Below are 22,356 nucleotides of genomic sequence, written 5' to 3'. Positions count from 1 at the left end.
CTTGGGAACAACCATGTGAGCCAGCGAACCGGCGTGAGCGCTCCGTACCCGGACGCGCGCCCCGACTTGGGCTAGTGCCGTCATTGCGGCACCGCCACAGCGAGAGGAGCCCGGCGTGTCCGAGCAGGTCAGCACACTGACCGTCACCGACAACCGCACCGGAAAAACGTATGAGATACCGGTTACGGACGGCGCGGTACGTGCGAGTGCGTTTCGCTCGATCAAAACGAGCGACGACGACTTCGGGCTGATGACGTACGACCCCGCCTTCACGAACACGGCGAGCTGTAGGAGTGCGATCACCTACATCGACGGTGACGCCGGCATCCTGCGCTACCGCGGCTATCCGATCCAGGAGCTGGCGGAGAAGAGCAGCTTCCTCGAGGTCGCCTACCTGCTCCTCGCCGGCGAGCTTCCCTCCGCCGAGGAGCTGTCGACCTGGGAAGACGAGATCACCCATCACACCCTGGTCCATGAGTCGATCAAGAAGTTCATCGACGGCTTCCACCACGACGCGCACCCGATGGGCATGCTGGTCTCCACGGTAGGTGCGCTGTCGACCTTCTACCCGGACGCCAAGACGATCGACGACCCGGGGCTGCGCCGGCTGCAGATCGTCCGCCTGATCGCCAAGATCACGACATTGGCGGCGTTCTCCTACCGGCACTCGGTCGGTTTCCCGTACGTCTACCCGGACAACGACCTGTCCTACGCCGGCAACTTCCTCAACATGATGTGGAAGGCCACCGAGCTCAAGTACGAGCCGGACCCCAACCTGGAGCACGCCCTCGACGTGCTGTTCATCCTGCACGCCGACCACGAGCAGAACTGCTCGGCCAACGCGATGCGCGCGGTCGGCAGCTCGCAGGCGGACCCGTTCTCGGCGGCCGCCGCCGCGATCTCCGCGCTCTACGGTCCGCTGCACGGTGGCGCCAACGAGCAGGTGCTGCGGATGCTCTCGGAGATCGGGTCGGTCGAGAACATCCCCGCCTTCATCGCCCAGGTGAAGGACGGCAAGAAGAAGCTGATGGGCTTCGGCCACCGGGTCTACAAGAACTACGACCCGCGGGCCCGGGTGATCCGTCAGGTCGCCGACGAGGTCTTCAAGGTCACCGGCACGAACCCGTTCCTCGACCTGGCCATGGAGCTGGAGCGGATCGCGCTGGAGGACGAGTACTTCGTCGCGCGCAAGCTCTACCCAAACGTCGACTTCTACACCGGCATCATCTACCAGGCGATGGGCTTCCCGGTAGAGATGTTCCCGGTGCTGTTCGCCATCGGCCGGATGCCGGGATGGCTGGCGCAGTGGGAGGAGGGTCTACTCGACCCCGAGCAGAAGATCGCCCGACCGCGCCAGCTGTACATCGGCTACGACCAGCGGTCGTATGTCCCGATAGACGACCGTAGCGGGGTCGGGGACAGCGGGATCGACCCGATCGCGGCCCAGGCGGCCCAGGCGGCACCGGAGCGCCCGCTGCGCTGACCGGATGCGGCCCCACCGGGGCCGCGGCGTCTCCCGCGGCCCCGGCCCTTGTGGTTGGCCGGCGGCTCCCGCCGGTTCCCGGCGCCTACAGGTGCTCGACCACCTACAGGTGCTCGACCACGTAGTCGATGCTCGTGGTGAGCGCCTCGACGTCGGCCGGCTCGACCGCCGGGAAGCAGGCCACCCGCAGCTGGTTGCGGCCGAGCTTGCGGTAGGGCTCGACGTCGACGACACCGTTGGCGCGCAGCACCTTGGCCACGGCGGCGGCGTCCACCCCCTCGAAGTCGACCGTCACGACGACCTGTGAACGCGCGGCCGGGTCGGCGACGAACGGTGTCGCGTAGGAGGTCTTCTCGGCCCAGGTGTAGAGGATGGACGACGATTCCGCGGTCCTCCGCACGCACCAGTCCAGCCCGCCCTGGGCGAGCATCCACTCGATCTGGTCGGCGAACAGGAACAGCGTCGCGACTGCCGGGGTGTTGTAGGTCTGGTCCTTGGAGCTGTTGTCCCGGGCCGTGGTGAGATCGAGGAACGGCGGGATCCACCGGTCCGTCGCGGCGATCTCGGCGAGCCGGTCGATCGCCGCCGGGGACACGAGCGCCGCCCACAGGCCGCCGTCGGAGGCAAAGCTCTTCTGCGGCGCGAAGTAGTAGACGTCCACCTCGCGCACGTCGACCGGCAGCCCGCCGGCCCCCGAGGTGGCGTCGACCAGGTGCAGGGCGCCGTCGTCCGCACCCACCGGCCGGCGGACCGGACGGGCGACACCGGTCGAGGTCTCGTTGTGCGGAGTGGCGTAGACGTCGATGCCCGCCTCCGGCGCCCAGTCCGGATGCGTACCGGGCGGCGAGGAGATCACCGACGGCGCGGCCAGGAACGGCGCGCCCTTCGTCGTGTCGGCGAACTTGCCCCCGAACTCGCCGAAGACGAGGTGCTGGGAGCGGGTCCGGACGAGGTTGAAGGCTGCCGCGTCCCAGAAGGCGGTGGCGCCGCCGATCCCGAGCACGACCTCGTAGCCCTCGGGCAGGGAGAACAGCTCGGACAGGCCTGCCCGCACCCGGCCGACCAGGCTCTTGACCGGCTTCTGCCGGTGTGAGGTGCCGAGGTAGGTCGCCCCGCTCGTGGCGAGGGCCTCGACCGCCTCGGGACGGATCTTCGACGGGCCACAGCCGAACCGGCCGTCCCGGGGACGCAGCCGGTCGGGCAGCACGATCGCGGGAGCGTCAGCCACGGCTGACCCCCGGCAGAACGTCACCGAGCGGGCGCGGAGCGGGGCCCACGTACCGCGCGGACGGGCGGATCAGCCGCCCGGTGCGTTGTTGTTCCAGGATGTGGGCACTCCAGCCGGCGGTGCGGGCACAGGTGAACATGGACGTGAACATATGGGCCGGCACCTCGGCGAAGTCCAGCACCACCGCCGACCAGAACTCGACGTTGGTCCGCAGCGGGCGATCCGGGAACCGATTGGTCAGCTCCTCGATCGCGGCGGCCTCCAGCGCCTCCGCCACCTCGTAGCGGGTCGAGCCCAGGTCACGAGCGGTCCGGCGCAGCACCCGGGCCCGCGGGTCCTCGGCGCGGTACACCCGGTGCCCGAAGCCCATCAGGCGCTCCTTGCGGTCCAGGGCGCGGCGGACGTAGCCGAGGGGGTCGCCGGTGCGCTCGACCTCGTCGAGCATCGCGAGCACCCGGGACGGAGCACCGCCGTGCAGCGGACCGGACAGCGCACCGACGGCAGCCGACAGCGCCGCCGAGGCGTCCGCGCCGGTCGAGGCGACCACCCGGGCGGTGAACGTCGAGGCGTTCATGCCGTGCTCGGCGGCCGAGACCCAGTAGGCGTCCACGGCCTGGACGTGCCTGGGATCCGGTTCACCACGCCAACGGATCATGAACCGCTCGGTTATCGTCCGGGCCCGGTCAACCTCCTTCTGCGGCACCGCCGGCTGACCAAGGCCCCGCGCGGACTGGGCGACGAACGACAACGCCACGACCGATGCCCGGGCAAGATCGTCCCGTGCCTGCTCCGGGGTGATGTCGATCAGCTGGCCCAGGCCCCAGTAGGGCGCGAGCATCGCGAGCGCGCTCTGCACGTCCACCCGGATGTCACCGGAGTGCACCGGGACCGGAAAGGGCTCGGCCGGCGGCAGTCCGGGCTCGAACGCCCCGTCGACCAGCAGCCCCCAGACGTGGCCGTAGTCGACCTTGCCAACAAGGTCTTCGATGTCGACGCCGCGGTAACGCAGCGCGCTACCTTCCCTGTCCGGCTCGGCGATCTCCGTCTCGAAGGCGATCACACCTTCCAGACCGGGCTTGAAATCGCTTGTTTTCTCGGCCATCGAGTCCGGATCTCCGCTTCTGTCTCTTGGTCCCACCGGTTCTGTCTCTATGGTCCCGCCGGCGGCCCGTCCGCGTCCTGCTTCGTCGGTGCTGCTTCGTCGGTGCTGCCTGCTTCGTCGGTGCTGCTCCGTCCGATCCTGCCGTGAGGCCTCCCAGCGCGCCAGGGCGCAGGTGCCCCGCGATGCTCCATCCAACCCTTATCTGGGGCCGACCGCGCACAGACCGACGCACCGGGCAACGCGAAACCCATAAAATATGACGTAAGTCACAGCAGTTTTATCTATCATATTACTATTTATACGAATATGCCGAAAGTCGTGAATGGAAAGTTTGGTCAACTGAGATCATTCCGCGCTACGGTCGGGCCTCGTGCCTGGAACGCCTGACCGGCGGCAGTCACGCAGCGCGAACACGACGGGAGGATCATGGCGTTCGTCTTCATCAGTCATCGCGCAGCGGACATCGCACCCGCCGAACGGTTGGGCCGGGCGATCGGCGCGGCGGGGCACGCGGTGCACCTGGACCGTTGGGAGATACGCATCGGCGACACCGTGTCCATGTTCATGAATGAGACGCTCGCCGTCGCCGACTTTCTCGTGCTCGGATACTCAACGTTGGGAATCCACACGCCGTGGATCGTCCAGGAATGGCTGCCCGCGCTGGCCGATGATCTCGCCGCTCGCGGTATCACCCTGCTACCAGCATTGTTGTCGGGGTCGTCGGGCGGCGACGCGCCATATCGGCTGGCCGGCCGACGGTGCACCGACCTCACGGTTCGCTGGGACCTCGGCGTCCGCGAGATCCTGGCCGAGCTCTCCTGACCAGGACGACGGACCCTGGCCCGGCGGGATCACTCTCGGGACCGTCCCGCTGGGGTGCGCGGCCTGCCTGGCAGGATCGGGGCGTGGCCCCAGCCTCCGCTGCCGACGAGCCGCCGGTGGGCGGTCCGGACCCGGACGTCCCCGATCTGGACGTCCCCGATCCCGCCCTGCTCCGCCAGGGCTACCGCGCCGGTCGTCTGGAGCCGGAGCATCTCGCGCCGACCTGGGTCGAACAGTTCGCCGCCTGGTTCATCGACGCGGCCACCCCCGGGGTAGGCGTTCCGGAGGCCAACGCGGCCGTGTTCGCGACGGCATCCGCCGCTGGGCGGCCCAGTGCCAGGACCGTGCTGCTCAAGGGGTTCGACCAGCGGGGCTTCGTGATCTACACGAACTACGCCTCGCGCAAGGGCCGTGAGGCCACCGAGAACCCCTTCGGCTCGCTGGTCTTCCCCTGGTACGCCCTCGAGCGCCAAGTCGTCGTCATCGGATCGATCGAGCGCGTGAGCCGGGCCGAGACGGAACGCTACTTCCAGTCGCGTCCGCATGGTTCGCAGCTCGGCGCCTGGGCCAGCCACCAGTCGACGATCATCGAGTCCCGTACGGTGCTCGACGACCGCGCCGCCGAGCTCGCGGCCCGTTGGCCCGAGGGCACCCGGGTGCCGACACCGGAGTTCTGGGGTGGGCTACGCATCGTGCCGGACACCGTGGAGTTCTGGCAGGGCCGCGCGGACCGGCTGCACGACCGGCTGCGGTACCGGCGGGTGTCGGTACCGGCCGACGGCGGCGGCACGGACTCCCTCGCCGTCGCCGACCCGGACGCCACCGGTGTCCGGGTCGGCGATGCGGGCGGCGGCGATGCGGGCGGCGGCGTCCCGACCGCGGCCGAAGATCTCTGGGTCGTCGAACGCCTCGCCCCTTGAAGTCTCGCCGATCTTGGGAGAACTTTGGCTGAGGGCGCGTACACAAATCCACAGGTGCCGGCTCCGGTGGCTCTGGCTGGGCCCCGTCCTCGCATCGAGAAGACCCTGCCTTCTGGGCGCTCTCCGTTGTAGCTGTGACTACTGTTCTCGTTCCCGTGCTACTGGTCCACGGCACCGGACAACGAAATGCTGACGCGAGTGAACTGAGGTGCGGCCCGTTTCTCGGACACCAGCAAGATCATCCGTAACTCGTAGCTGCGGGACCTCATCCAGGACCACCTCGCCATACGGTGGAGGCCGGAGCAGATCTGCCAGGCTCTGCGGGCACGGTTCCCCGGGCTCCAGTGTGTTGAGCTGGTGGCCGTTTGATCCTGCCGCCTGGGCGTGTGAGGGCGGGGCCGGGAAAGCAGTGATCAGGACGCCGGTCAGGTCAGGAATCTGGCCTAAACCGCGGAGAACAAAGGGATTTTCGTTGGTCTTCTCGTCGACGTCGACCTGTGTCAGGAGCACGCCGCAGGCGTGGGCGAGGCCTTCGGGCAGGTGCACGTGGCGGCTGCCGTGCTGGGGGCGCATCGTCGTTCCATCTACCGTGAGCACGCGCCGTACCCGGCCCGCCCGCCATGTCGGGCGGTGTGGGGCGGCGTCGAGGGCCGCCAGTGAGCCTGGATCCAGGCTTCGGCAGCTCTTTCCAACGCCGCCCGGTGCGGGCGTCCCGGGCCCATTCCCCTTCCCTGTCGAACATGAAGTGTCGAGAACTCCATGATCGACAAAGGGGTCGCGCCCGTCCTCCGTCCCTCTTCGACCCAACAGTTCCGCTACGCCGGACCCGGCCCGCCGGGGACGAACGGCGCGTTGCTACCTTCTTGGCTGCAATCGCTCCTGCCCGCAATCAACGTGCTCGGCACACGTCGAGGAGACGGATTTATGCGTATCACCAGAATGCGTGCCGCGGTGGCCGGCGTTCTCGGCATGGCGACCATCGCACTGGCCTCCCCGGCGCTCGCCGAAACTCCGGAACCGTCGCCCACCGCCATCGCGACGGCCACGGCCGCCGTCACCCAGTCGAGTCCGTCCCCCCTCGTCTCCGACACCCCGACGGCGACCCCGAAGACAGGGCCGTTGGCCGGCCTGGACTCGGCGGGCAAGCCGACCGGGTCGGCCGGCCCGACCGCCACTGCGAGCCTCGATCCGAGCGCCACGCCGAGCGCCACGCCCACCGACGCCGCGGCTCTGATTCTGGACGCGACGGCGAGCGCGGCGTCCTCCGCGACCCCGACCAACGGCACCGGCAAGCCGACACTCGATGGTTTCCTCGACCTGCTGCCCTTCAAGGTCCCGCTGGACAAGCAGATCAACAGCATCGACGACATGGACGTCAACCCGTTGTTCCTCACCTTCACCTGCGACGGCTCCGTCCCCTCCTGGAAACTGAAGAACACCGCGGACAAGGCCTTTGGATTCGGCTGGTTCGACACCAGCCTGCACGGCGGGATTCTGGACATCGGGCCGAAGCAGACCGTTGACCTCCCCTCGAAGGCACTCGCGGTAATCGGCTCCCCCTGGGACGCCAAGACCAAGGTTCTGCTCGTGACCGTGCCGACGGTCGGTGTCTCCAACTGCACGGGCGGATCGGCCCCGCCGCCGCTCGCACCGCCCGCTCCGCTACCCGTCGCGGTGCCCGCCGCCACGAGCGCCGTCCCGGCCGATCCGCACTACACGCGATGAGCTCCGGACCTGGTCCCAGGATGGCCGCGGGCGCCCTCGCGGCCATCCTGGGTGGCGTCGTGCTGACCGGCTGCGGCGACGGCGCCAGGAACGCATCCACCGATCTCTCCCCGCAGGTGCGCAACCAGCTCGCCGCCGCCGCCGGACTCGGCCAGGGAAAGAGCACCGTGGTCACGGCCGTGGGTGCCAGCGTCGACGTCTACAGCGCCCCGACCGACACCCAACCCTCCTCCACTCTGGCCAGTCCGAATGAGAACGGCGTCAAGCGGGTCTTCCTCGTCCAGGCCAAGCTGTCGGGATGGTGGCAGGTACTGCTGCCGGTGCAGCCGAACGGCAGCACCGGATGGTTGAAGGCGGACCAGGTCACCGCGTCCGAGACGCCGTACCGGCTGGTTGTCTCCCGCAGCAGGCACCGACTCCAGGTGTTCAGCAACGGGACGCAGATCGCCGAGGAGCCGGTGGGGATCGGCACCGCCGACACCCCGACGCCGGGCGGGCGTTTCTATCTCATGGAGCTGCTCAAGCCGCGTGATCCGAACGGTCCGTACGGGCCGTATGCCTTCGGGCTCAACGGCTTCTCGACATCACTCAGCTCGTTCGGCGGCCACAAGCCGGTCATCGGCGTGCACGGGACGAACGAACCAAAGCTCATCGGCAAGGACGTCAGCCACGGATGCATCCGCCTGAGCAACGACGCGATCACCAGACTCGCCCAGACCGTTCCCCTCGGCACGCCGATCGACATCGTCGCCTAGACGAAGATCGTCACCTAGACGAAGATCGGTAACGAGGCCCTTCCCGGTGGAGGATCGCCGGGGCCCGGACGGACTATGCGTCCACCGAGGCGGACGGGTCCATGGTGGGACGGGCCGCCACGGCGATCCGCAGATCGTTGACGAAGCCGGCGTAGACCTCGTCACGGCGGGCAGGATCCGCCCGTAGCACCGCACTGGGATGCAGCGTGGCGAGCAGCTGAGCCCCGGAGCCTGCCGGCCCGGGGAGCAGCCGGCCACGCATCTTCGTCACCCGGAACGACGGTCCGAGCAGCGACATGCCGGCCGTAGCCCCCAGGATCACGACGATCGCCGGCCGAACGAGGTTGAGCTCCGCGGATAGCCAGGGACGACACGCGGTGACATGCCGCAGGTCCGGGGTCTGATGGATCCGCCGCGGACCGTTGCCGGTGCGATACCGGAAGTGCTTGACGGCGTTCGTCGTGTACACCTCGGCACGGTCGAGTCCCACCTCGCCGAGGGCCCGGTCGAGCAGCTTGCCGGCGGGGCCCACGAACGGCACACCCCGCCGGTCCTCGATGTCGCCCGGCTGCTCGCCGACGAGGGCGAGCCAGCTATGCGCGGGGCCGACCCCGAAGACCGTGCGGGTGCCGGGCAGTTGTGCGAGGTCGCATCCCTGGCAGTCGGCGGCGGCCGCCGCCAGGGTCGGCAGGTCCGCCCGTGGTGGTATGTGTACGGGCTGCATGCTCATCCACCGATTCAACCGGACGGGCCCTCGCCCGTCCGCACGAGCCCTGGGAGACCCGGTGTGCCGGGAACCCGGTGCCGGGGGTGCCGGGGGTGCCGGGGCCGGATATCTGGCCCCCGGCGGTCGGGGCAAACCACGGGACCACCCCCACAAAATAGCGGCGTGTCATCATTCAACTACACAGCGTTTGCTGTTGTGCTGTACGGGTGACGCTTGCCGTGGAGTGGGATCGGGGCTTCTCCGACGCCTGGTCGCAAATCGCCGCGACAGCCCCGAAAATTGGCCTTTTCCTCGCGATCTGTCTGCTCGGTTGGCTGTTGGTTCGGGCGGGTACGCGCCTCGTCACCCGGTTGACCGAACGCGCCGGCCTGGATCGGATCATCGATCGCGCCGGCCTGCCGCGGCTACTGCACCAGCCGGCCCCGAGCGTGCGTGCGGGCGGGCTGCGGGTGCTCATGGGCATCGGCCTGCTCGGCGTGCTGCGGATCGCGCTGGGGGTCTTCGGACCGAACGCGGCCGAGGACACCGTGACCGATCTACTCGCTCTGCTGCTCCACACCCTGCTCGCGACGCTGGTCATCATGATCGGGGTCGGCCTCGGCCGGGTCGTCCGGACCTTCGTCACGGAGGCACTACGCGACCTCGCGTACGGACGGGCGGCCGGCAACATCGTGGCCACCGTGCTCGTAGTCGCCTTCGGCAAGGCGGCGTTGGACGAGGTGGGACTCGCGACGTCGGTCACCACACCGCTCCTCTGGGCGATCCTGGCCTCCCTCACCGGTGTGATCGTCGTCGGCGTGGGAGGCGGCCTCATTCGACCCATGCAGATCCGATGGGAGGAGATCCTCGATCATGTCGAGGACACCGCCGCCGAGGCTCGGGCGAAGTGGCACGATCGCCGCCCCACCACGGTGCCCCAGGTATCGTCGGTCTCTCACCGCCCGTCCACACCCCACGGCTTCCCGGGTCCCGCCGGTCCCACCGGTCCCCCGAGCCCACACACCTCCCGGGGACACGCAGACTCCCCGGGACACACAGACTCCCCGAGGCACACAGACTCCCCGAGGCACACAGACTCCCCGAGGCACGCAGACTCCCCGGGACACACAGACTCCTCGGCACACGCGCCGAAACAGCCGCTGCCACCGCCGGCCGTCGCCTCGCCCCGACCCCCGATCCCGCCACCGGGTGAGGGACCACTGTCCAAAACCGGCTCCTCCGAACGACCTCCACCGTCCGCGGTGGACGAGCCCCCGCCGACCGCCGACCGACCGCTTCCGGGGGGACCCACGTAACGTGTGGTCCGTCCCCCACGTCCCGGTCGCGTCGACCGGTGGATGTGCGTTCGGCGAACTGCGGCGCGTTCGGGCCCCAGGTGGGGCACTCTGGAAGAGGACGGACGGTAAAAGTCGGTCACTGACCTCGACCACGCATATCGCCCTGACCCGGACACCTGACCCAGCCAGGGGACCCCGCCGGATCGGTCCGCATGTGGCCGATCCTCACGGCGGAAACCTCATCAACGTCACGAGTGGCGAGCGGAGGGACATCTCGGTGGACGAGCTCTCGGATATGGAGCGCTCCCGACTGCTCCTCGGCTGGCTGGCGGCGCGGCGTGCCGTGGACAACTGTCTGTCGGACCTGCTCGCCGCCGGTCCCGCCGGGGAGCGGCGGGTACGCGAGTCACTCGCTCTCGTGGACGATCTGGAAAGCCGCGCCCAGGAGGCGTTCGACCGTTACCGCACGGCCGCGGAGAACACGGAGGCACGGTCATCGGGCCGCTGGGTACCTTCCGACGCGGATCGTCCCAGACTCAATGTGGTCCGCGCCCCCGAAGGCGATCTCGCTCGTAGTAGATCGAACACGAAGAGCAATCACCGACACCGGTGACGCCCGGGGCGCTGGACGCGCGTCAGAATGGCCCTCGTGCCAGCCGTCCGTCGCCGCCGCGTCGCCGCGGCCTGGCTCCTCGCCCTCCTGGTTCCCCTTCTGCTGACGACGTCCGGCTGCGGCGTGCTGGAGGGTCCCCGACGTGGTCATGTGGTCCTGGCCGCCACCCCCGCGCCGACCACGGGTCCCGATGCATTCGAACGCTCCGGACGGGGCGCCCACATCCGGGTGACCCTGCCCCCGTCCGACGCCCCGAAGCCCTATCCCCTGCTCGTGGCGCTGCACAGCCTGTACTACGACGGCACGGATCCCGAGCAGCACTGGGACCTGGACGGCCTCGCCCGTACCGCCGGCCTCGCCGTCGTGTACCCGGACGGCCTCAACAGGGCATGGAACGCTGGAACCTGCTGCGAACCCGCCGTGACCAACCATACCGATGACGTCGGCTGGCTACGCGCGTTGATCGCGCATCTCAGCGAGCACTACCCGATCGACCGGAACAGGGTCAGCCTGATCGGTCTGTCCAACGGTGGCATGCTGGCCTACCGGTACGCCTGCGAACACGGAGACGAACTCGCGGGCATCGCCGTCGTGGCGGCCAGCCGTCAGGTGTCGGACTGCCATCCGGGCGCCCCACTGACCGTCGTGGACGTCCACGGCGGGGCGGACGGCCATATCCCCTACCAGGGGACCCCCTGGTCGCCGGTGCTACGGACCGCGATCACGTCGGTCGAGGAGAGCATGATCCCGTTCCGGTCGGTGGATCGCTGCCCCGTCCCGAGCCGGCCTACGGACACTGTCCTCACGGATTCGGCCGGCGTGCCATGGCACGCTCCGGTGGCATCACCGTCCGCGCTGAGCGTTGGAACGGATGCGGACGTGGCCGCGCCCGTCGCCGTGCCCCCAGTGCACCCGGCAAGCGCGCCGGTGAACCCGGCAAGCGCGCCGGTGAACGCCGCCCCGCGGGTCCTGATGCCGAGTGCCGTCCCGGGTGTGCCCGCGAATTCGACCGCAGTGACGTCACCGGCCGTCGCCCTGCGCAAGGAGACCCCCTGTGCCTCCTCGGCCCGGGTCGTGCAGTTCCTGCTGCCCGCCTTGGCCCACGGCTGGCCGGCCGTCTCCGGACCGGCCGCCTTCGCCACGGGCAGGGTGATCTGGAATCTGCTGGCTCCGGCCCGTTCCGCGCGGCCCGGCCCACGGATGTGACCCATGACGGCCAGCCGGCGGGGACGGATCAGGCCGGCGCGAACGACGACCGCAGTGCGCCCATCAGCGTGTTGAGCGACGCCAGGACGTTGGTCGACACTCGCGCGATGAGCACGTACACGGCACCGGCCACCGACACCGTGCGCATGAGGTAGGAGACCCGCTGCCCCTCCCGGTCGTACGAGCCGGCAAGTTCCTGGGTGGGCTGATCGCTGGTGTCCGTCGCCGGACCGGAATGGTCCCTGGTCAGACCGGGGACCGTGTTGAACTCGGCGGACTGGACCTGCGTGAGCGCTGCCACCGGATCCTGCACCGCGACCCGGGCCACCCCGATCATCTGCGGTCCGTACTCCGAGACGGTGCCGGGCTCGCCGTAGAAGATGCCGGTGTTGTCGCGCCGCTGCTTCCACACGGGCGGGTGGGAGAAGGTGGCCTTCTGCACAGTGTCGGTGAACGAGGTCCAGTCCGCCGGCACCGCGATCTGGCCCGCAGCCGCCTGACCGCCAGCTGCCTGACCGCCAGCCGCCCCTGTGCTTGGGCTGGGCGCGGCCGCTGCGGGGCCGCCGGACGATGCTGCCGTCGGCGCCGGGGCCGCATTGGCGGTCCGGCCGCTGGGCCGGACCTTTTCCCAGACGGCACCGGCCCCGACGCCCACCCCGAGTGCCACGGCCAGCACCACCAGGGCCACCCCGACCCGATGCAGGAAAGGCATGGTGTCGGAATCACGATCTCCCTGTCGGGAATCGCGAGCGTCGTCATCGTCGGGGAAATCGGCTGTGCCCGCGGCGGAGGCCAGGCTCCCCGAGCGACGCGCCGCGACCCGCTGATCGGCTCCGAACCGCGCCGGACTCGGCCGGCTCCGCCCCGCGCCCGGCGGGTAAGCCTCGGGCCGACCGGGCCGACCGGGCCGACCGGGCCGACCGGGCCGACCGGGCCGACCGGGCCGATCAGGATCGGTGCGGTCGGCATGGCGTCGGTCGAGTCCGAGGTCGTCGCCGGCATCCCTGCCGTAGGGCATCCGCGGGCCTGTTCCACCGTCTCTCATCCCGGCGCCGCCGGTCGGCGGACCGCCTGTGGAGGCACCGTCGGCCCGACGTGTCGGCATCGCCCTTCTGGCCCGCGGCAGACCGACCTCATTCTGCCGATCCGGTCCACCTCGTGGAGCCGACCTTCCATCGGTAGCCCATCCGGGTGGTCGACGCCCGGGAGTGGAACCGGGTGCGGGTGCGGGAGTGGGAGTGGAACCAGGAACGGCTCGGGACCGCGGGCTCTCAGCCCGAGCGGTCCGAGCGGTCCGAGCGGGCGGGACGAGCGCCCGGCGCATCGAGGTGCCGGTGGACGGGGAATCGATATCCTCGGGCTGTATCGAACTGCCCTGACGTGGACTGCCATGGCCGGGATCGCCATGGCCGGGATCGCCATGGCTCGCCGGTACCGGGTGGTAGGGCCCGGTCACCGGGCCCGCGGCGTCATATGGCCCGGTCGGAGGGCCGTAGCCGCTAGGCCGCGGATCCGGCCCCGCTGGTTGGTACGGCTCCATCGAGGGACCCCTGCCGCTCCCCTGATAGTAGGGAGACTGCCGGTCGTCGTCGTCCCACTCGGTCCGTCGCACACCGTCCGTCACCAGACGACCTCCGATCCCGAGCTCCGCTTGCGTCCACCCGTGCCACCGGTGTACCACGGCGTTGCGTCGACGTTGCGCGAGCTTAGTTGACAGTAGCCCCCCGAAGGCGTAAAGGGATCGGCCAGGCACCTCGCCGGTCACCCACTGATCTGCGTCGATATCCTCCCATGTCATCAGGCACATATTTCAGGGGGGACGCCACATGAAGGGCTTCAGGCAGTTCCTGATGCGAGGGAACGTCGTCGACCTGGCGGTCGCGGTCATGGTCGGCACCGCCTTCACCGCAGTGGTGACGTCGCTGGTGAAGACCATCTTCACCCCGCTGATCGCCGCGATCTTCGGCAAACCCGACTTCTCGGCCCTCACCTTCACCATCAACGGCAGCGTGTTTCGGTACGGCGAGTTCATCAACAGCGTCATCGCATTCCTCTCAGTCGCTACAGTGATCTACTTCGTGGTAGTACTCCCCCTGAACACCATCAACGAGCGGCGGACGCGGGGGCAGGTCCCGCCGGAGGAGGACCCGGCACTCACCGACGAGGCACGCCTGCTCACGGAAATTCGTGATCTACTGGCGGAACACCGTCCCACCGGCTGACCCAGCTGACCCAGCCGGGCCGGGCCGGGTCGGCCCGGGTCGGGCCGACCCGGCGCGGCGCGGCTCCACGCCGGATCGCTTACCCGAACGTTGGTCGGCATTCAGGAATCGCTCAGGCTTTCAAGGGAAAGTGCCTACCATGACACCGCGTCTCCCCTTCAGCAGTAGCGCCGAGGCCGCCCCCGGGGGCGGCGGCAGGGAGGGGTCCGGCGCCGGGCATGACTCCCCCTCCCCCTGGGCTCCGCCCATCGGCAGCGCGGCCGGGACACCAGCCGGCCAAGCTCACCCGGCTGGTCCCGCCAGCTCCGAACCCGACCTCCCGGCGGGCCCGCCTTCCCGTCCGCCCGGCTCGCCGTACAGCCAACCGCCGGCGCTGGGGCCATCCTCCGGCCAGCATCCTCAGTATCCGAATCCCCATCCCCCGCATGGGGATCCTCGTCCGTATCCGGATTCTCCGTACCCGGCCGGGCCGTCCCAGGCCAGCCAGCAGCAGGCCGCGTTCTCCGCGGGAAGCCCACCTCCGGCGGCGCCGCCCGGCGGCCCGTGGGGACCACCTTCAGGCCCGCCACCCAGTGGTCCCGCTGCCCCGAGAGCTCTGAACGGCGCGGCCGGCCCCGCGGGCCCCCCCGCGGGACCCCCGACCGGAGGGCATTCCTGGGGACCGCCGTGGAGTTCCCCGAGCGGCGCCGGCTCGCCACCCGCCCAGGACCTCTACGGCAACGGGACAACCATGGCCGCCTCGCCGCCTTGGCGCCGACGGCGGCTCGTCGCCGCCGGACTCGCCATTGCCCTGGTCTCAGCTGGTGTAGGTGGCGGTGTCGGAGCGCTGGTCGCCGATAACAACGGGGGGCAGACCATCGTCACATCCGCCGGTCTGCACAACACCGTGGACAGTTCCGGTGGAACGTCGCCGGCAGCCGCGAACACCGTGTCGGCCGCGGCGCAGAAGATCCTGCCGAGTGTCGTGACAATCTCCGAGGAATCGAGCAGCGAGTCGGGCACCGGCTCCGGCACCATCATCCGTTCGGACGGGCATATCCTGACGAACAACCATGTGGTCTCGGGTGCCGCGAACGGCGGTTCGCTGACGGTCACCCTGCAGGACGGTCGTACCTTCGATGCGCAGGTCGTAGGCACGGATCCGAGCTCGGACCTCGCGATGATCAAAATCAATGCCACCGGTCTCACTGCGGCCACGTTCGGCAATTCCGACACGCTGAACATCGGGGAACTGGTGGTAGCGGTCGGCAGTCCGCTCGGGCTGAACGGTACGGTCACGTCCGGCATCGTCAGTGCCGTGCATCGCCCGGTGCGCACCGGGGATTCAACCGTGCGGGATCAGCAGAACACCGTGCTCGACGCAATCCAGACCGACGCATCGATCAACCCCGGTAACTCCGGTGGTCCGCTGGTCAACAGTCGCGGCGAGATCATCGGCGTGAACAGCGCGATCGCGACCGTGGGTGGTGGAAGTCCCTTCGGTGGCGGCCAGCAGTCCGGCAACATCGGCGTCGGTTTCGCTATTCCGGGCAACTATGCCGAGTCGGTGGCCACCCAGTTGATCTCCACGGGAAGCGCCCGGCACCCGTACCTGGGCGTCAGCGCCTCCACCGCGGAGGAGAACACCCGCTCCACCGCCTCCAGCGGCAACGGTGCACAGATCCGCTCCATGGTTCCGGGTGGACCCGCCGAAAGGGCCGGCCTTCGCACCGGCGACGTCATCACGAAGGTCGGCAACCGTGCCGTCAACGACGTCGACTCCCTCATCGCGGCGGTCCGGTCCCACGCCATCGGCGACGAGGTGGAAGTGACCTATACCCGTGATGGACAGAGCGGCACCGTCAAGGCCCGGCTCGCCCAACAACCACCGGCATCCTGAGCTATGTCCCGACCCGCAAGAAGCATGGTGCCATCCGGTGGAAGGCCGCGAATGGCCGGTCCGGTTCCGAACGCCGGTTCCGCCGAATTGGTGACAGATTTCGACTTATACTCATTGAAGGCAGATTCGTCCATGGCGGATTGGTCCCGTCTCCGACGGGACATGGCCACCCTGCCGTGGGACCTACCAGGCAAAGTAACCAGCCGTAGTCGATGAGGATCAAAGTGCGACGGCATCAGTAGTCAAGCGTTATCGACTGTCGAATCGGCGACAACAAAATCTTCACGACGTTCACCCGCTGCGGGGGACGAACTTCTAGCATTGGGACTGCCTCACCGGGCTACCGATGGGGCGATGCCGGCCCGTTCCGGGGCCGCCGCTAGTCCCCGGGGAGAAGCTGAGTATGGACGACGACGCGGACCTGGTGGCCCGTGTCCGACGTGGTGACCGACAGGCGTTCGACGATCTCTACGATCTGTACGCCGATGATGTCTTCTCGATGTGCCTGCTGATTCTGGGCGATCCCACCGTGGCCCGCGCAGCGGCCGGGACGGCGTTCGCCCTCGTCGCCCGCACTCGTCTAAATCCTCTGAGCGATCCCACCCGGCTGCGGTCCTGGCTACTCGAGCTTGCTCGAGGAAGCGCTCTGGCCTGGTCTGGATCGCCCCAGGCGCGCAGCATCCCGGTACCCCATGGAGTCTCGCCCGAAGAGCTCCTCGCCGGTGCCGTGGTTCCGGCGCCAGCGAGTCTGCGGGTCGGCCTCGCGCGCACCTTCGATCGCGCCGCTGTCGCGGCTGTAGCCGCAGCCTCAGCCGCCAGTCGGCGGGCAGCGGCAGCGGCAGCGGCAGCGGCAGCCGATACTGAGAGCGAAGTCGGCGAGACCACCAAGGAGACACCGAAGGTCAATCTCGTCAAGGTACCGACGGCTCCACCCAGCGGTGACAGGTACGCCGACGCCGAGAAAACCATCATCGCCGCCACCACGCACTCCGTGCGTGTACTCCCGCTCATGCGCATGGACTCCGACAACGACCTCACCGACGCACCGCAGACTCATGCTGGCCGCGGCAGCGCGGGATGGCGCAGGCGGTCGGCGGTGGCAGTCGCCGCGGTGACGGCCATCGCCGTCGCCGGCCTCACGGCGGCCATGAACTGGCCCACCTCCGATGCCCAGCTGCTGTCGGAGGACGAGCCGAATATCACGCAGGTGACGCAGGGGCAGGTGACGCAGGCACCGACCCCGGACGCGATACGTCCGCCCATGCCTGCGGCCGCACCCAGCAATGCGGCCGCGACGTCCTCGACAGTCGTCCCGACGGTTGCCGGAGCGTTTACCAGCCGGGCTGCATCGCCCGGAGGCTTGGAACCACACCTCATGGAGCCCATCGCGCGACAGGTCAGCAAGCCCTCGCCCTCCGCCACCCACCGTCCCGACCCTGCTTTTGTCAAGACGCCTGCGACATCGCCTCCGTCCTCGCCATCCACCGCCCCGGCGCCACGCACGCCGACGACGGAGCCACCGACCACGACTCCTACACAGCCGCCAACCACGGCTCCATCGCCAGCCAGCAGACCCACGACGGCACCCACCAGCACCCCACCCTCGACGACACCGACCGGGGTGGACGCTCCGACGCCGACGTCCCCGCCGAGTGGCAACCCCGGGAGCCCAAGTACCGGACCTGCCCCCAGCAGTTTCTCCACCGGAGGGACAAGTTCACCCAGCACGGGCGGCTGGATCACCAATACGATCACAATACCGCTGCCCATTTTCATCTAGTCTTCTCTCTCTAGTACACATTGCACAACAATGTGGGTACGGGCATACTCAAAAGCTGCCAGGTCGAGAGACGTTAAAAGGCCCGAGATCCGCCGAGTGCCGATACTCGGCCTAGAAGGGACTGCGGTTCGGTCCCGGACCCGTCGGCGCCATAATCACGCATTGCCCACGCAGGGTCCCCGGCCCCGTTCTCCGCCAGTATGTCGAAAAGAAATATGCCGCAGAGTTTCTCGCCGATGAGCTGGCATAATTGGCTACCTCTCACGGAAGATCATCACCGTGTTCTGGCTGTGCTCGCGTACTTGAAATCCCGCGCACTTGAAAGGATGACAGGAGCCAACCGAACACATGGTCGATTCTGCGTCACACTCGCCACGGCGTCAACCCCTACGCCCGTCGAGGAAGACCGCACCGCGGAACAGCGCATGACTTGCGGCTGTGGCGACCGCATCCTCAAGCAAACAGAATTCTCGATGTCGCCCCCGCTGACGATCTATAACGCGATCTACGCTGAGATGGTTCGCCCACCAGACGCGGTTGACGATGGTCCCATCGCGCGCCATAATCGAACACATGTTCGGTAAAGATCTGGAGACGGTTCCCCTCCCTGCCCTCGAGACGGAACTCTGCAGCTGGGCGGGTCGACTGGCTGCCGCCACCTGCCGTTGGCTGATTCTGCTCGCTGCCTTCGATCGCCGCAAAGGTTGGTCCGCCAGCGGCATGCCGACCTGCGCGCACTGGTTGTCCTGGCGGTGCGGACTCGGACTTCGCGCCAGCTACGACTACCTTCGAGTCGCCCGAGCACTAGAACTCCTTCCCCTCATTCGCGAGTCCTTCTCCAAAGGAGAGATCTCCTATTCAAAGGTTCGGGCTATAACACGTGTCGCCGAGCCGGAGACGGAAGCAAGGTGGGTTGAGCAGGCCGCACAGTGCACAGCGCAGAAGCTCGAGAGACTCGTGTCCTTGCATGCCAAAATCAATCATGATCAAAAAGATGAGAACGGGGGGCGCGACGAAGATGGCCCGAACAATACGCGGTGCTCTTGGCGGTGGAACGAAGATGGAACATTTTCACTGTCCGTCCGCCTCGATCCAGCCCGTGGTGCGATCATTGAGAGCGCTCTCGTCATGGCCATGTCAAGCCTGCACGACTCCCGAGACTCTAACCGGGAAGATTCTTCCACGACATCCGATGCCGAGGGCTCGATCAATGACACCTCGATAACACACGCAGGTCCTGAGATGAAAGCCGATGCCTTGACGGCTATGTCCGAATCTTTCCTCTCCACCGGCGCTCCCACGCTGATGAGCTCCACATCTCACACGATAAATGTACACATAGATATTGATACACTTATCGGTTCAAGCCGAGAGAACCATGGATCCCCCCTCCAGCGACATGAAGGGAATGGACTGAATACCCGAAGGTGTGATGTGAAGGACCATATCCCCGTTCTACCGAACGTCGTTCGAAGACTGTCCTGCGACAGCCTCCTTCGGACACTTATTATAGACTCCAAGGGAAACCCTCTCATGCTGGGTCGCACCCGCCGAAACCCAACCACGAGATTGCGGCTAGCAATTTATGCACGCGACCGAGGGGTATGCCAGTATCCGGGCTGCCATCATACCCGCTGGCTCCAGGTACATCATATGAAGGAATGGGCATCCGGAGGCGGAAATACAGATCTTGATAATCTCGTTCTGATCTGCTCCCTTCATCATCGGACTATTCATGAAAGGCGGATTGTTCTGCAGCGCGGACGCGACGGTTCGATTGTCGCCCGCCATCGTGACGGAACGCTGATGCAGCAGGCGCCACGGCTGCATCTGGGTCCGGATCTGTTGGAGCTCCTCAGCGATAACACCTCAGCCGCGCCAGCTGAGACCGTCCCGACAAGACGAGTAGCCTGAATTACCCCCAGGGGGTATGGACATGATCCAAATGTCTGCCTCGGCGTACCGCGACCCGATGGGGGGGGGGGGGGGACACGAGAGCCGATGCTCAGCTACGAACGGGATGCCCGTAGGCTCCCAACCTTGTGAGCCCCATCCTCGCGCCCGGACGAGCTGGGAACTTCATCCGAGCCCTGTTCATCATCCTGCTGCTTGTGCTGCTGATGCGGACGGTGTATCTGATGTGGTTCTTCCGCACCCCCGCGTGGACATCACGACCGGACGAGATCCGCTACTGCGGCGGATGGTACAAGCGTTCAGACGAGCTGGACATCGCAGGAAGCCGTGCACGCCAGATGGCAGGTGGCAGCCTCAAGGAGGTCAGGCGGTCACCGGTGTTCCGCCCGATCATGGCGTACCGTCCGACATCAGACTGTCCGCGCTACCTCTTCGCCAGGATCGGCAAGGACGTCTTCGTCATCTACCGCGCCGCCGACGACTGAGCCGGACCGGTCAGGGCCGGGCCGGTCAGAACGTAGACGCGGGCGTGTATGGACGTGCGCTGCTGCAGCGCGGCCCGTACAGCACGGTGCAGGCCATCCTCCAGGTAGAGGGCTCCGTCCCACTCGACGACGTGAGGGAAGAGGTCACCGTAGAAGGTCGAGTCCTCATCGAGGAGAACATCGAGTGCGAGCACTCGCTTGGTGGTGACGAGCTGGTCAAGCCGAACCTGGCGAGGGGGAATGGCCGCCCAGTCCCGCTGGCCAAGGCCGTGCTCGGGGTACGGGCGACCGTCTCCGACCAATCTGAAGATCACCGGCACCTCCTCCTCGAGGGCGAGACATTCTCCGACCACGACAGCCTAGAATCCCCGCCCCTCCTATAAGACCCCGGTGGCCCCGCAGCATCGAGCCGCGTGGACACCCGGACCACGGCTGCAGGTCAGATGCCCCCAGCTGGCACCCCTTCTCCCGATCTCACAGCCAGGCATGACTTAAGTAAGCTTAACCTGATGCCAAGGAGATTCCATGGACGACGTCGTGCTCTGCCCGCCTCCAGACGCCGGTCGACGCATCGACCTCTCCACGTGTGCGCTTGCCGAACCGGATCTGATCAGTGCGTATTCACCTGATCTCACCAGATGCCGCAGCTTGCCCGGCACGGGAAACCTGCGGCGACCGGTGACAAGATTGCCGGAGTGCAGGTGACCGGAGTGCAGGTGACCGGAGTGCAGGTGACTCCAGCTCCATCACAGGTCAAGATCGGTCTCATCGATACGATCGATCTCAAGGCGAATATCGTCAATCTTCGTGCCAAGGAGCGGCACGGCTCTCGGTGACCGGACAGGGATCAGCCGATCAGGCCGGACGAGCACGCAACCGTCGAGTTCGGAGTCACTCCCTCGGGGTGAACTCGCCGGCACGCCGCCGACCGGTCGAAAATCCGCTGGACAGCCCACCTACCCTGGGCAGATGGAGTTCACCCAGTCCGACAAGCTCGCCGACGTCTGCTACGACGTCCGTGGGCCTGTCCTCGACGAAGCGACCCGGCTGGAAGCTGCGGGGTCGCGCATCCTCAAGCTGAACATCGGCAATCCCGCGCCGTTCGGCTTCTCCGCACCGCCGGAGGTACTCGAGGCCGTCGTGGCAAACCTTGCGGATGCACAGGGTTACAGCGACTCCAAGGGACTACTCGCCGCCCGGGAAGCGGTCGTGCGCTATCACCTCCGCAAGGGGGTCACCGGCATCGACCCCGGCGGGGTCTACCTCGGCAACGGCGTCTCCGAACTGATCATGATGTCGTTGCAGGCGTTGCTCAACAACGGCGACGAGGTGCTGCTCCCCGCGCCCGACTATCCACTGTGGACGGCCGTGGTCAGCCTGTGCGGTGGCCGGCCCGTGCACTACCTCTGCGACGAGTCCGCCGGCTGGGCGCCCGACCTCGACGACATCGCCGCCAAGGTCACCCCGCGGACACGAGCGATCGTCGTCATCAACCCGAACAACCCGACTGGTGCCGTCTACGACCGGCAGGTGCTGGAGAACATCGTCGAGGTCGCCCGCCGCCACCACCTGATGCTGCTGTCCGATGAGATCTACGACCGGATCCTCTACGAGGACGCCGAGCACATCGCGACCGCAGCGCTCGCGCCGGACCTGGTCTGCATGACCTTCAACGGGCTGTCGAAGTCCTATCGGCTGGCCGGGTTCCGGGCCGGGTGGATGGTGATGTCCGGTCCGCGCGGCCACGCCTCGAGCTACATCGAGGGAGTGAACATCCTCGCGAACATGCGCCTGTGCGCCAACGCGCCCGGGCAGTTCGCCACGGTCGCCGCCCTCACGGAGGACGGCGGCGCAGGGGACCTCGTCCTGCCCGGCGGCCGGCTGCGCGAACAACGAGACACGGTCGTGAAGCTCCTCAACGACATCCCCGGGGTGTCGTGCGTCCCGCCGCGGGGGGCGCTGTACGCCTTCCCCCGGCTGGACCCCGCCGTCTACCCGATCCGGGACGACGAGCGCTTCGTCCTCGATCTGCTGTTGGCCGAGAAGATCCTGCTCGTCCAGGGCAGCGGCTTCAACTGGCCGCATCCCGACCATGTCCGGATCGTGACCCTGCCCGCGGTGGACGATCTCACGGACGCCATCGGCCGGATCGATCGCTTCCTGGCCTCCTACAAACGCCCCTCCCAACAACAGTGCCCCTCCCAACGACGGAACTGAC

The 22,356-nt window shown here is 67.8% G+C and carries 21 protein-coding genes; 15 read left to right on the top strand and 6 right to left on the bottom strand.

Annotated elements, in window-relative coordinates:
• Positions 1-115: 115 nt before the first annotated feature.
• The gene (locus FRANCCI3_RS00405; RefSeq protein ID WP_011434559.1) at positions 116-1,483 is read left to right on the top strand and encodes a citrate synthase; all 1,368 of its coding nucleotides are present in this window, start codon (positions 116-118) and stop codon (positions 1,481-1,483) included.
• 103 nt (positions 1,484-1,586) lie between these two features.
• On the opposite strand, the gene serC is transcribed toward FRANCCI3_RS00405, so the two are convergent.
• Positions 1,587-2,711, bottom strand: coding sequence for a phosphoserine transaminase (gene serC / locus FRANCCI3_RS00400; protein WP_011434558.1), 1,125 nt, complete (start codon positions 2,709-2,711; stop codon positions 1,587-1,589).
• Complete coding sequence (locus FRANCCI3_RS00395) at positions 2,704-3,813, bottom strand: citrate synthase 2 (protein ID WP_011434557.1); 1,110 nt, start codon at positions 3,811-3,813, stop codon at positions 2,704-2,706. The genes serC and FRANCCI3_RS00395 overlap by 8 nt, the downstream gene beginning before the upstream one ends.
• 426 nt (positions 3,814-4,239) lie before the next feature.
• Here FRANCCI3_RS00395 and FRANCCI3_RS00390 point away from each other — a divergent pair, with 426 nt between their 5' ends.
• The 5 genes from FRANCCI3_RS00390 (at position 4,240) to FRANCCI3_RS00375 (ending at position 8,035) form a co-directional block, all read left to right on the top strand.
• On the top strand, positions 4,240-4,635 hold the full coding sequence (locus FRANCCI3_RS00390) for a toll/interleukin-1 receptor domain-containing protein (protein WP_011434556.1): 396 nt from the start codon (positions 4,240-4,242) through the stop codon (positions 4,633-4,635).
• A gap of 116 nt (positions 4,636-4,751) precedes the next feature.
• Positions 4,752-5,555 (top strand): pyridoxamine 5'-phosphate oxidase, encoded by an 804-nt coding sequence (pdxH, locus tag FRANCCI3_RS00385; protein ID WP_035729252.1) that lies wholly within the window; start codon positions 4,752-4,754, stop codon positions 5,553-5,555.
• Between the two features lie 519 nt (positions 5,556-6,074).
• The gene (locus FRANCCI3_RS26540; protein WP_023840614.1) at positions 6,075-6,215 is read left to right on the top strand and encodes a hypothetical protein; all 141 of its coding nucleotides are present in this window, start codon (positions 6,075-6,077) and stop codon (positions 6,213-6,215) included.
• Positions 6,216-6,479: 264 nt separating this feature from the next.
• Positions 6,480-7,280, top strand: coding sequence for a hypothetical protein (locus tag FRANCCI3_RS00380; protein WP_011434553.1), 801 nt, complete (start codon positions 6,480-6,482; stop codon positions 7,278-7,280).
• 20 nt (positions 7,281-7,300) lie between these two features.
• On the top strand, positions 7,301-8,035 hold the full coding sequence (locus FRANCCI3_RS00375) for a L,D-transpeptidase (protein ID WP_023840613.1): 735 nt from the start codon (positions 7,301-7,303) through the stop codon (positions 8,033-8,035).
• Between the two features lie 73 nt (positions 8,036-8,108).
• Here the strand turns inward: FRANCCI3_RS00375 and FRANCCI3_RS00370 are convergent, their stop codons facing one another.
• Positions 8,109-8,759, bottom strand: coding sequence for a UdgX family uracil-DNA binding protein (locus FRANCCI3_RS00370; RefSeq protein ID WP_011434551.1), 651 nt, complete (start codon positions 8,757-8,759; stop codon positions 8,109-8,111).
• Positions 8,760-8,968: 209 nt separating this feature from the next.
• Here FRANCCI3_RS00370 and FRANCCI3_RS00365 point away from each other — a divergent pair, with 209 nt between their 5' ends.
• From FRANCCI3_RS00365 to FRANCCI3_RS00355, 3 genes are all read left to right on the top strand, one after another.
• Positions 8,969-10,057 (top strand): mechanosensitive ion channel family protein, encoded by a 1,089-nt coding sequence (locus FRANCCI3_RS00365; RefSeq protein ID WP_236701410.1) that lies wholly within the window; start codon positions 8,969-8,971, stop codon positions 10,055-10,057.
• A 196-nt stretch (positions 10,058-10,253) separates the two neighbouring features.
• The gene (locus FRANCCI3_RS00360; protein ID WP_236701411.1) at positions 10,254-10,652 is read left to right on the top strand and encodes a hypothetical protein; all 399 of its coding nucleotides are present in this window, start codon (positions 10,254-10,256) and stop codon (positions 10,650-10,652) included.
• 27 nt (positions 10,653-10,679) lie between these two features.
• Positions 10,680-11,858: a PHB depolymerase family esterase gene (locus FRANCCI3_RS00355; protein WP_011434548.1), complete on the top strand. Its 1,179-nt coding sequence runs from the start codon at positions 10,680-10,682 to the stop codon at positions 11,856-11,858.
• 28 nt (positions 11,859-11,886) lie between these two features.
• Here the strand turns inward: FRANCCI3_RS00355 and FRANCCI3_RS25765 are convergent, their stop codons facing one another.
• Positions 11,887-12,570: a hypothetical protein gene (locus FRANCCI3_RS25765; RefSeq protein ID WP_083494738.1), complete on the bottom strand. Its 684-nt coding sequence runs from the start codon at positions 12,568-12,570 to the stop codon at positions 11,887-11,889.
• Between the two features lie 1,114 nt (positions 12,571-13,684).
• Here FRANCCI3_RS25765 and mscL point away from each other — a divergent pair.
• Entirely contained in the window at positions 13,685-14,080 is a 396-nt protein-coding gene (gene mscL / locus FRANCCI3_RS00345) for a large conductance mechanosensitive channel protein MscL (protein ID WP_011434546.1), read from the top strand.
• A gap of 730 nt (positions 14,081-14,810) precedes the next feature.
• Positions 14,811-15,959, top strand: coding sequence for a S1C family serine protease (locus FRANCCI3_RS00340; RefSeq protein ID WP_023840609.1), 1,149 nt, complete (start codon positions 14,811-14,813; stop codon positions 15,957-15,959).
• 1,053 nt (positions 15,960-17,012) lie between these two features.
• Here FRANCCI3_RS00340 and FRANCCI3_RS26535 read toward each other — a convergent pair.
• A complete protein-coding gene (locus FRANCCI3_RS26535) occupies positions 17,013-17,735 on the bottom strand; it encodes a hypothetical protein (protein WP_023840608.1) in 723 nt (240 codons plus the stop codon).
• A 547-nt stretch (positions 17,736-18,282) separates the two neighbouring features.
• On the opposite strand from FRANCCI3_RS26535, the gene FRANCCI3_RS28840 reads away from it, so the two are divergent.
• Together FRANCCI3_RS28840 and FRANCCI3_RS00330 are read left to right on the top strand one after the other, a co-directional pair.
• Positions 18,283-19,653 carry an HNH endonuclease gene (locus FRANCCI3_RS28840; RefSeq protein WP_131728887.1) on the top strand — a complete coding sequence of 457 codons (1,371 nt, stop codon included), beginning with the start codon at positions 18,283-18,285 and terminating at the stop codon, positions 19,651-19,653.
• Between the two features lie 128 nt (positions 19,654-19,781).
• Positions 19,782-20,138, top strand: a complete 357-nt coding sequence (locus FRANCCI3_RS00330; protein ID WP_011434542.1) for a hypothetical protein — start codon at positions 19,782-19,784, stop codon at positions 20,136-20,138.
• On the opposite strand, the gene FRANCCI3_RS00325 is transcribed toward FRANCCI3_RS00330, so the two are convergent.
• The gene (locus FRANCCI3_RS00325; protein WP_035729259.1) at positions 20,117-20,452 is read right to left on the bottom strand and encodes a type II toxin-antitoxin system VapB family antitoxin; all 336 of its coding nucleotides are present in this window, start codon (positions 20,450-20,452) and stop codon (positions 20,117-20,119) included. The genes FRANCCI3_RS00330 and FRANCCI3_RS00325 overlap by 22 nt on opposite strands.
• A 324-nt stretch (positions 20,453-20,776) precedes the next feature.
• Between FRANCCI3_RS00325 and FRANCCI3_RS00320 the strand changes: the two genes are divergently transcribed.
• Positions 20,777-20,974 carry a hypothetical protein gene (locus FRANCCI3_RS00320; protein WP_035957958.1) on the top strand — a complete coding sequence of 66 codons (198 nt, stop codon included), beginning with the start codon at positions 20,777-20,779 and terminating at the stop codon, positions 20,972-20,974.
• A 133-nt stretch (positions 20,975-21,107) separates the two neighbouring features.
• Entirely contained in the window at positions 21,108-22,355 is a 1,248-nt protein-coding gene (locus tag FRANCCI3_RS00315) for a pyridoxal phosphate-dependent aminotransferase (RefSeq protein ID WP_011434540.1), read from the top strand.
• The last annotated feature ends 1 nt before the right edge of the window (position 22,356 follow it).

Origin of the sequence: Frankia casuarinae, assembly GCF_000013345.1 — a bacterium.
In the GTDB taxonomy this organism is placed as follows: Bacteria; Actinomycetota; Actinomycetes; order Frankiales; family Frankiaceae; genus Frankia; species Frankia casuarinae.
This window is presented reverse-complemented; position numbering and strand designations above follow the sequence as displayed.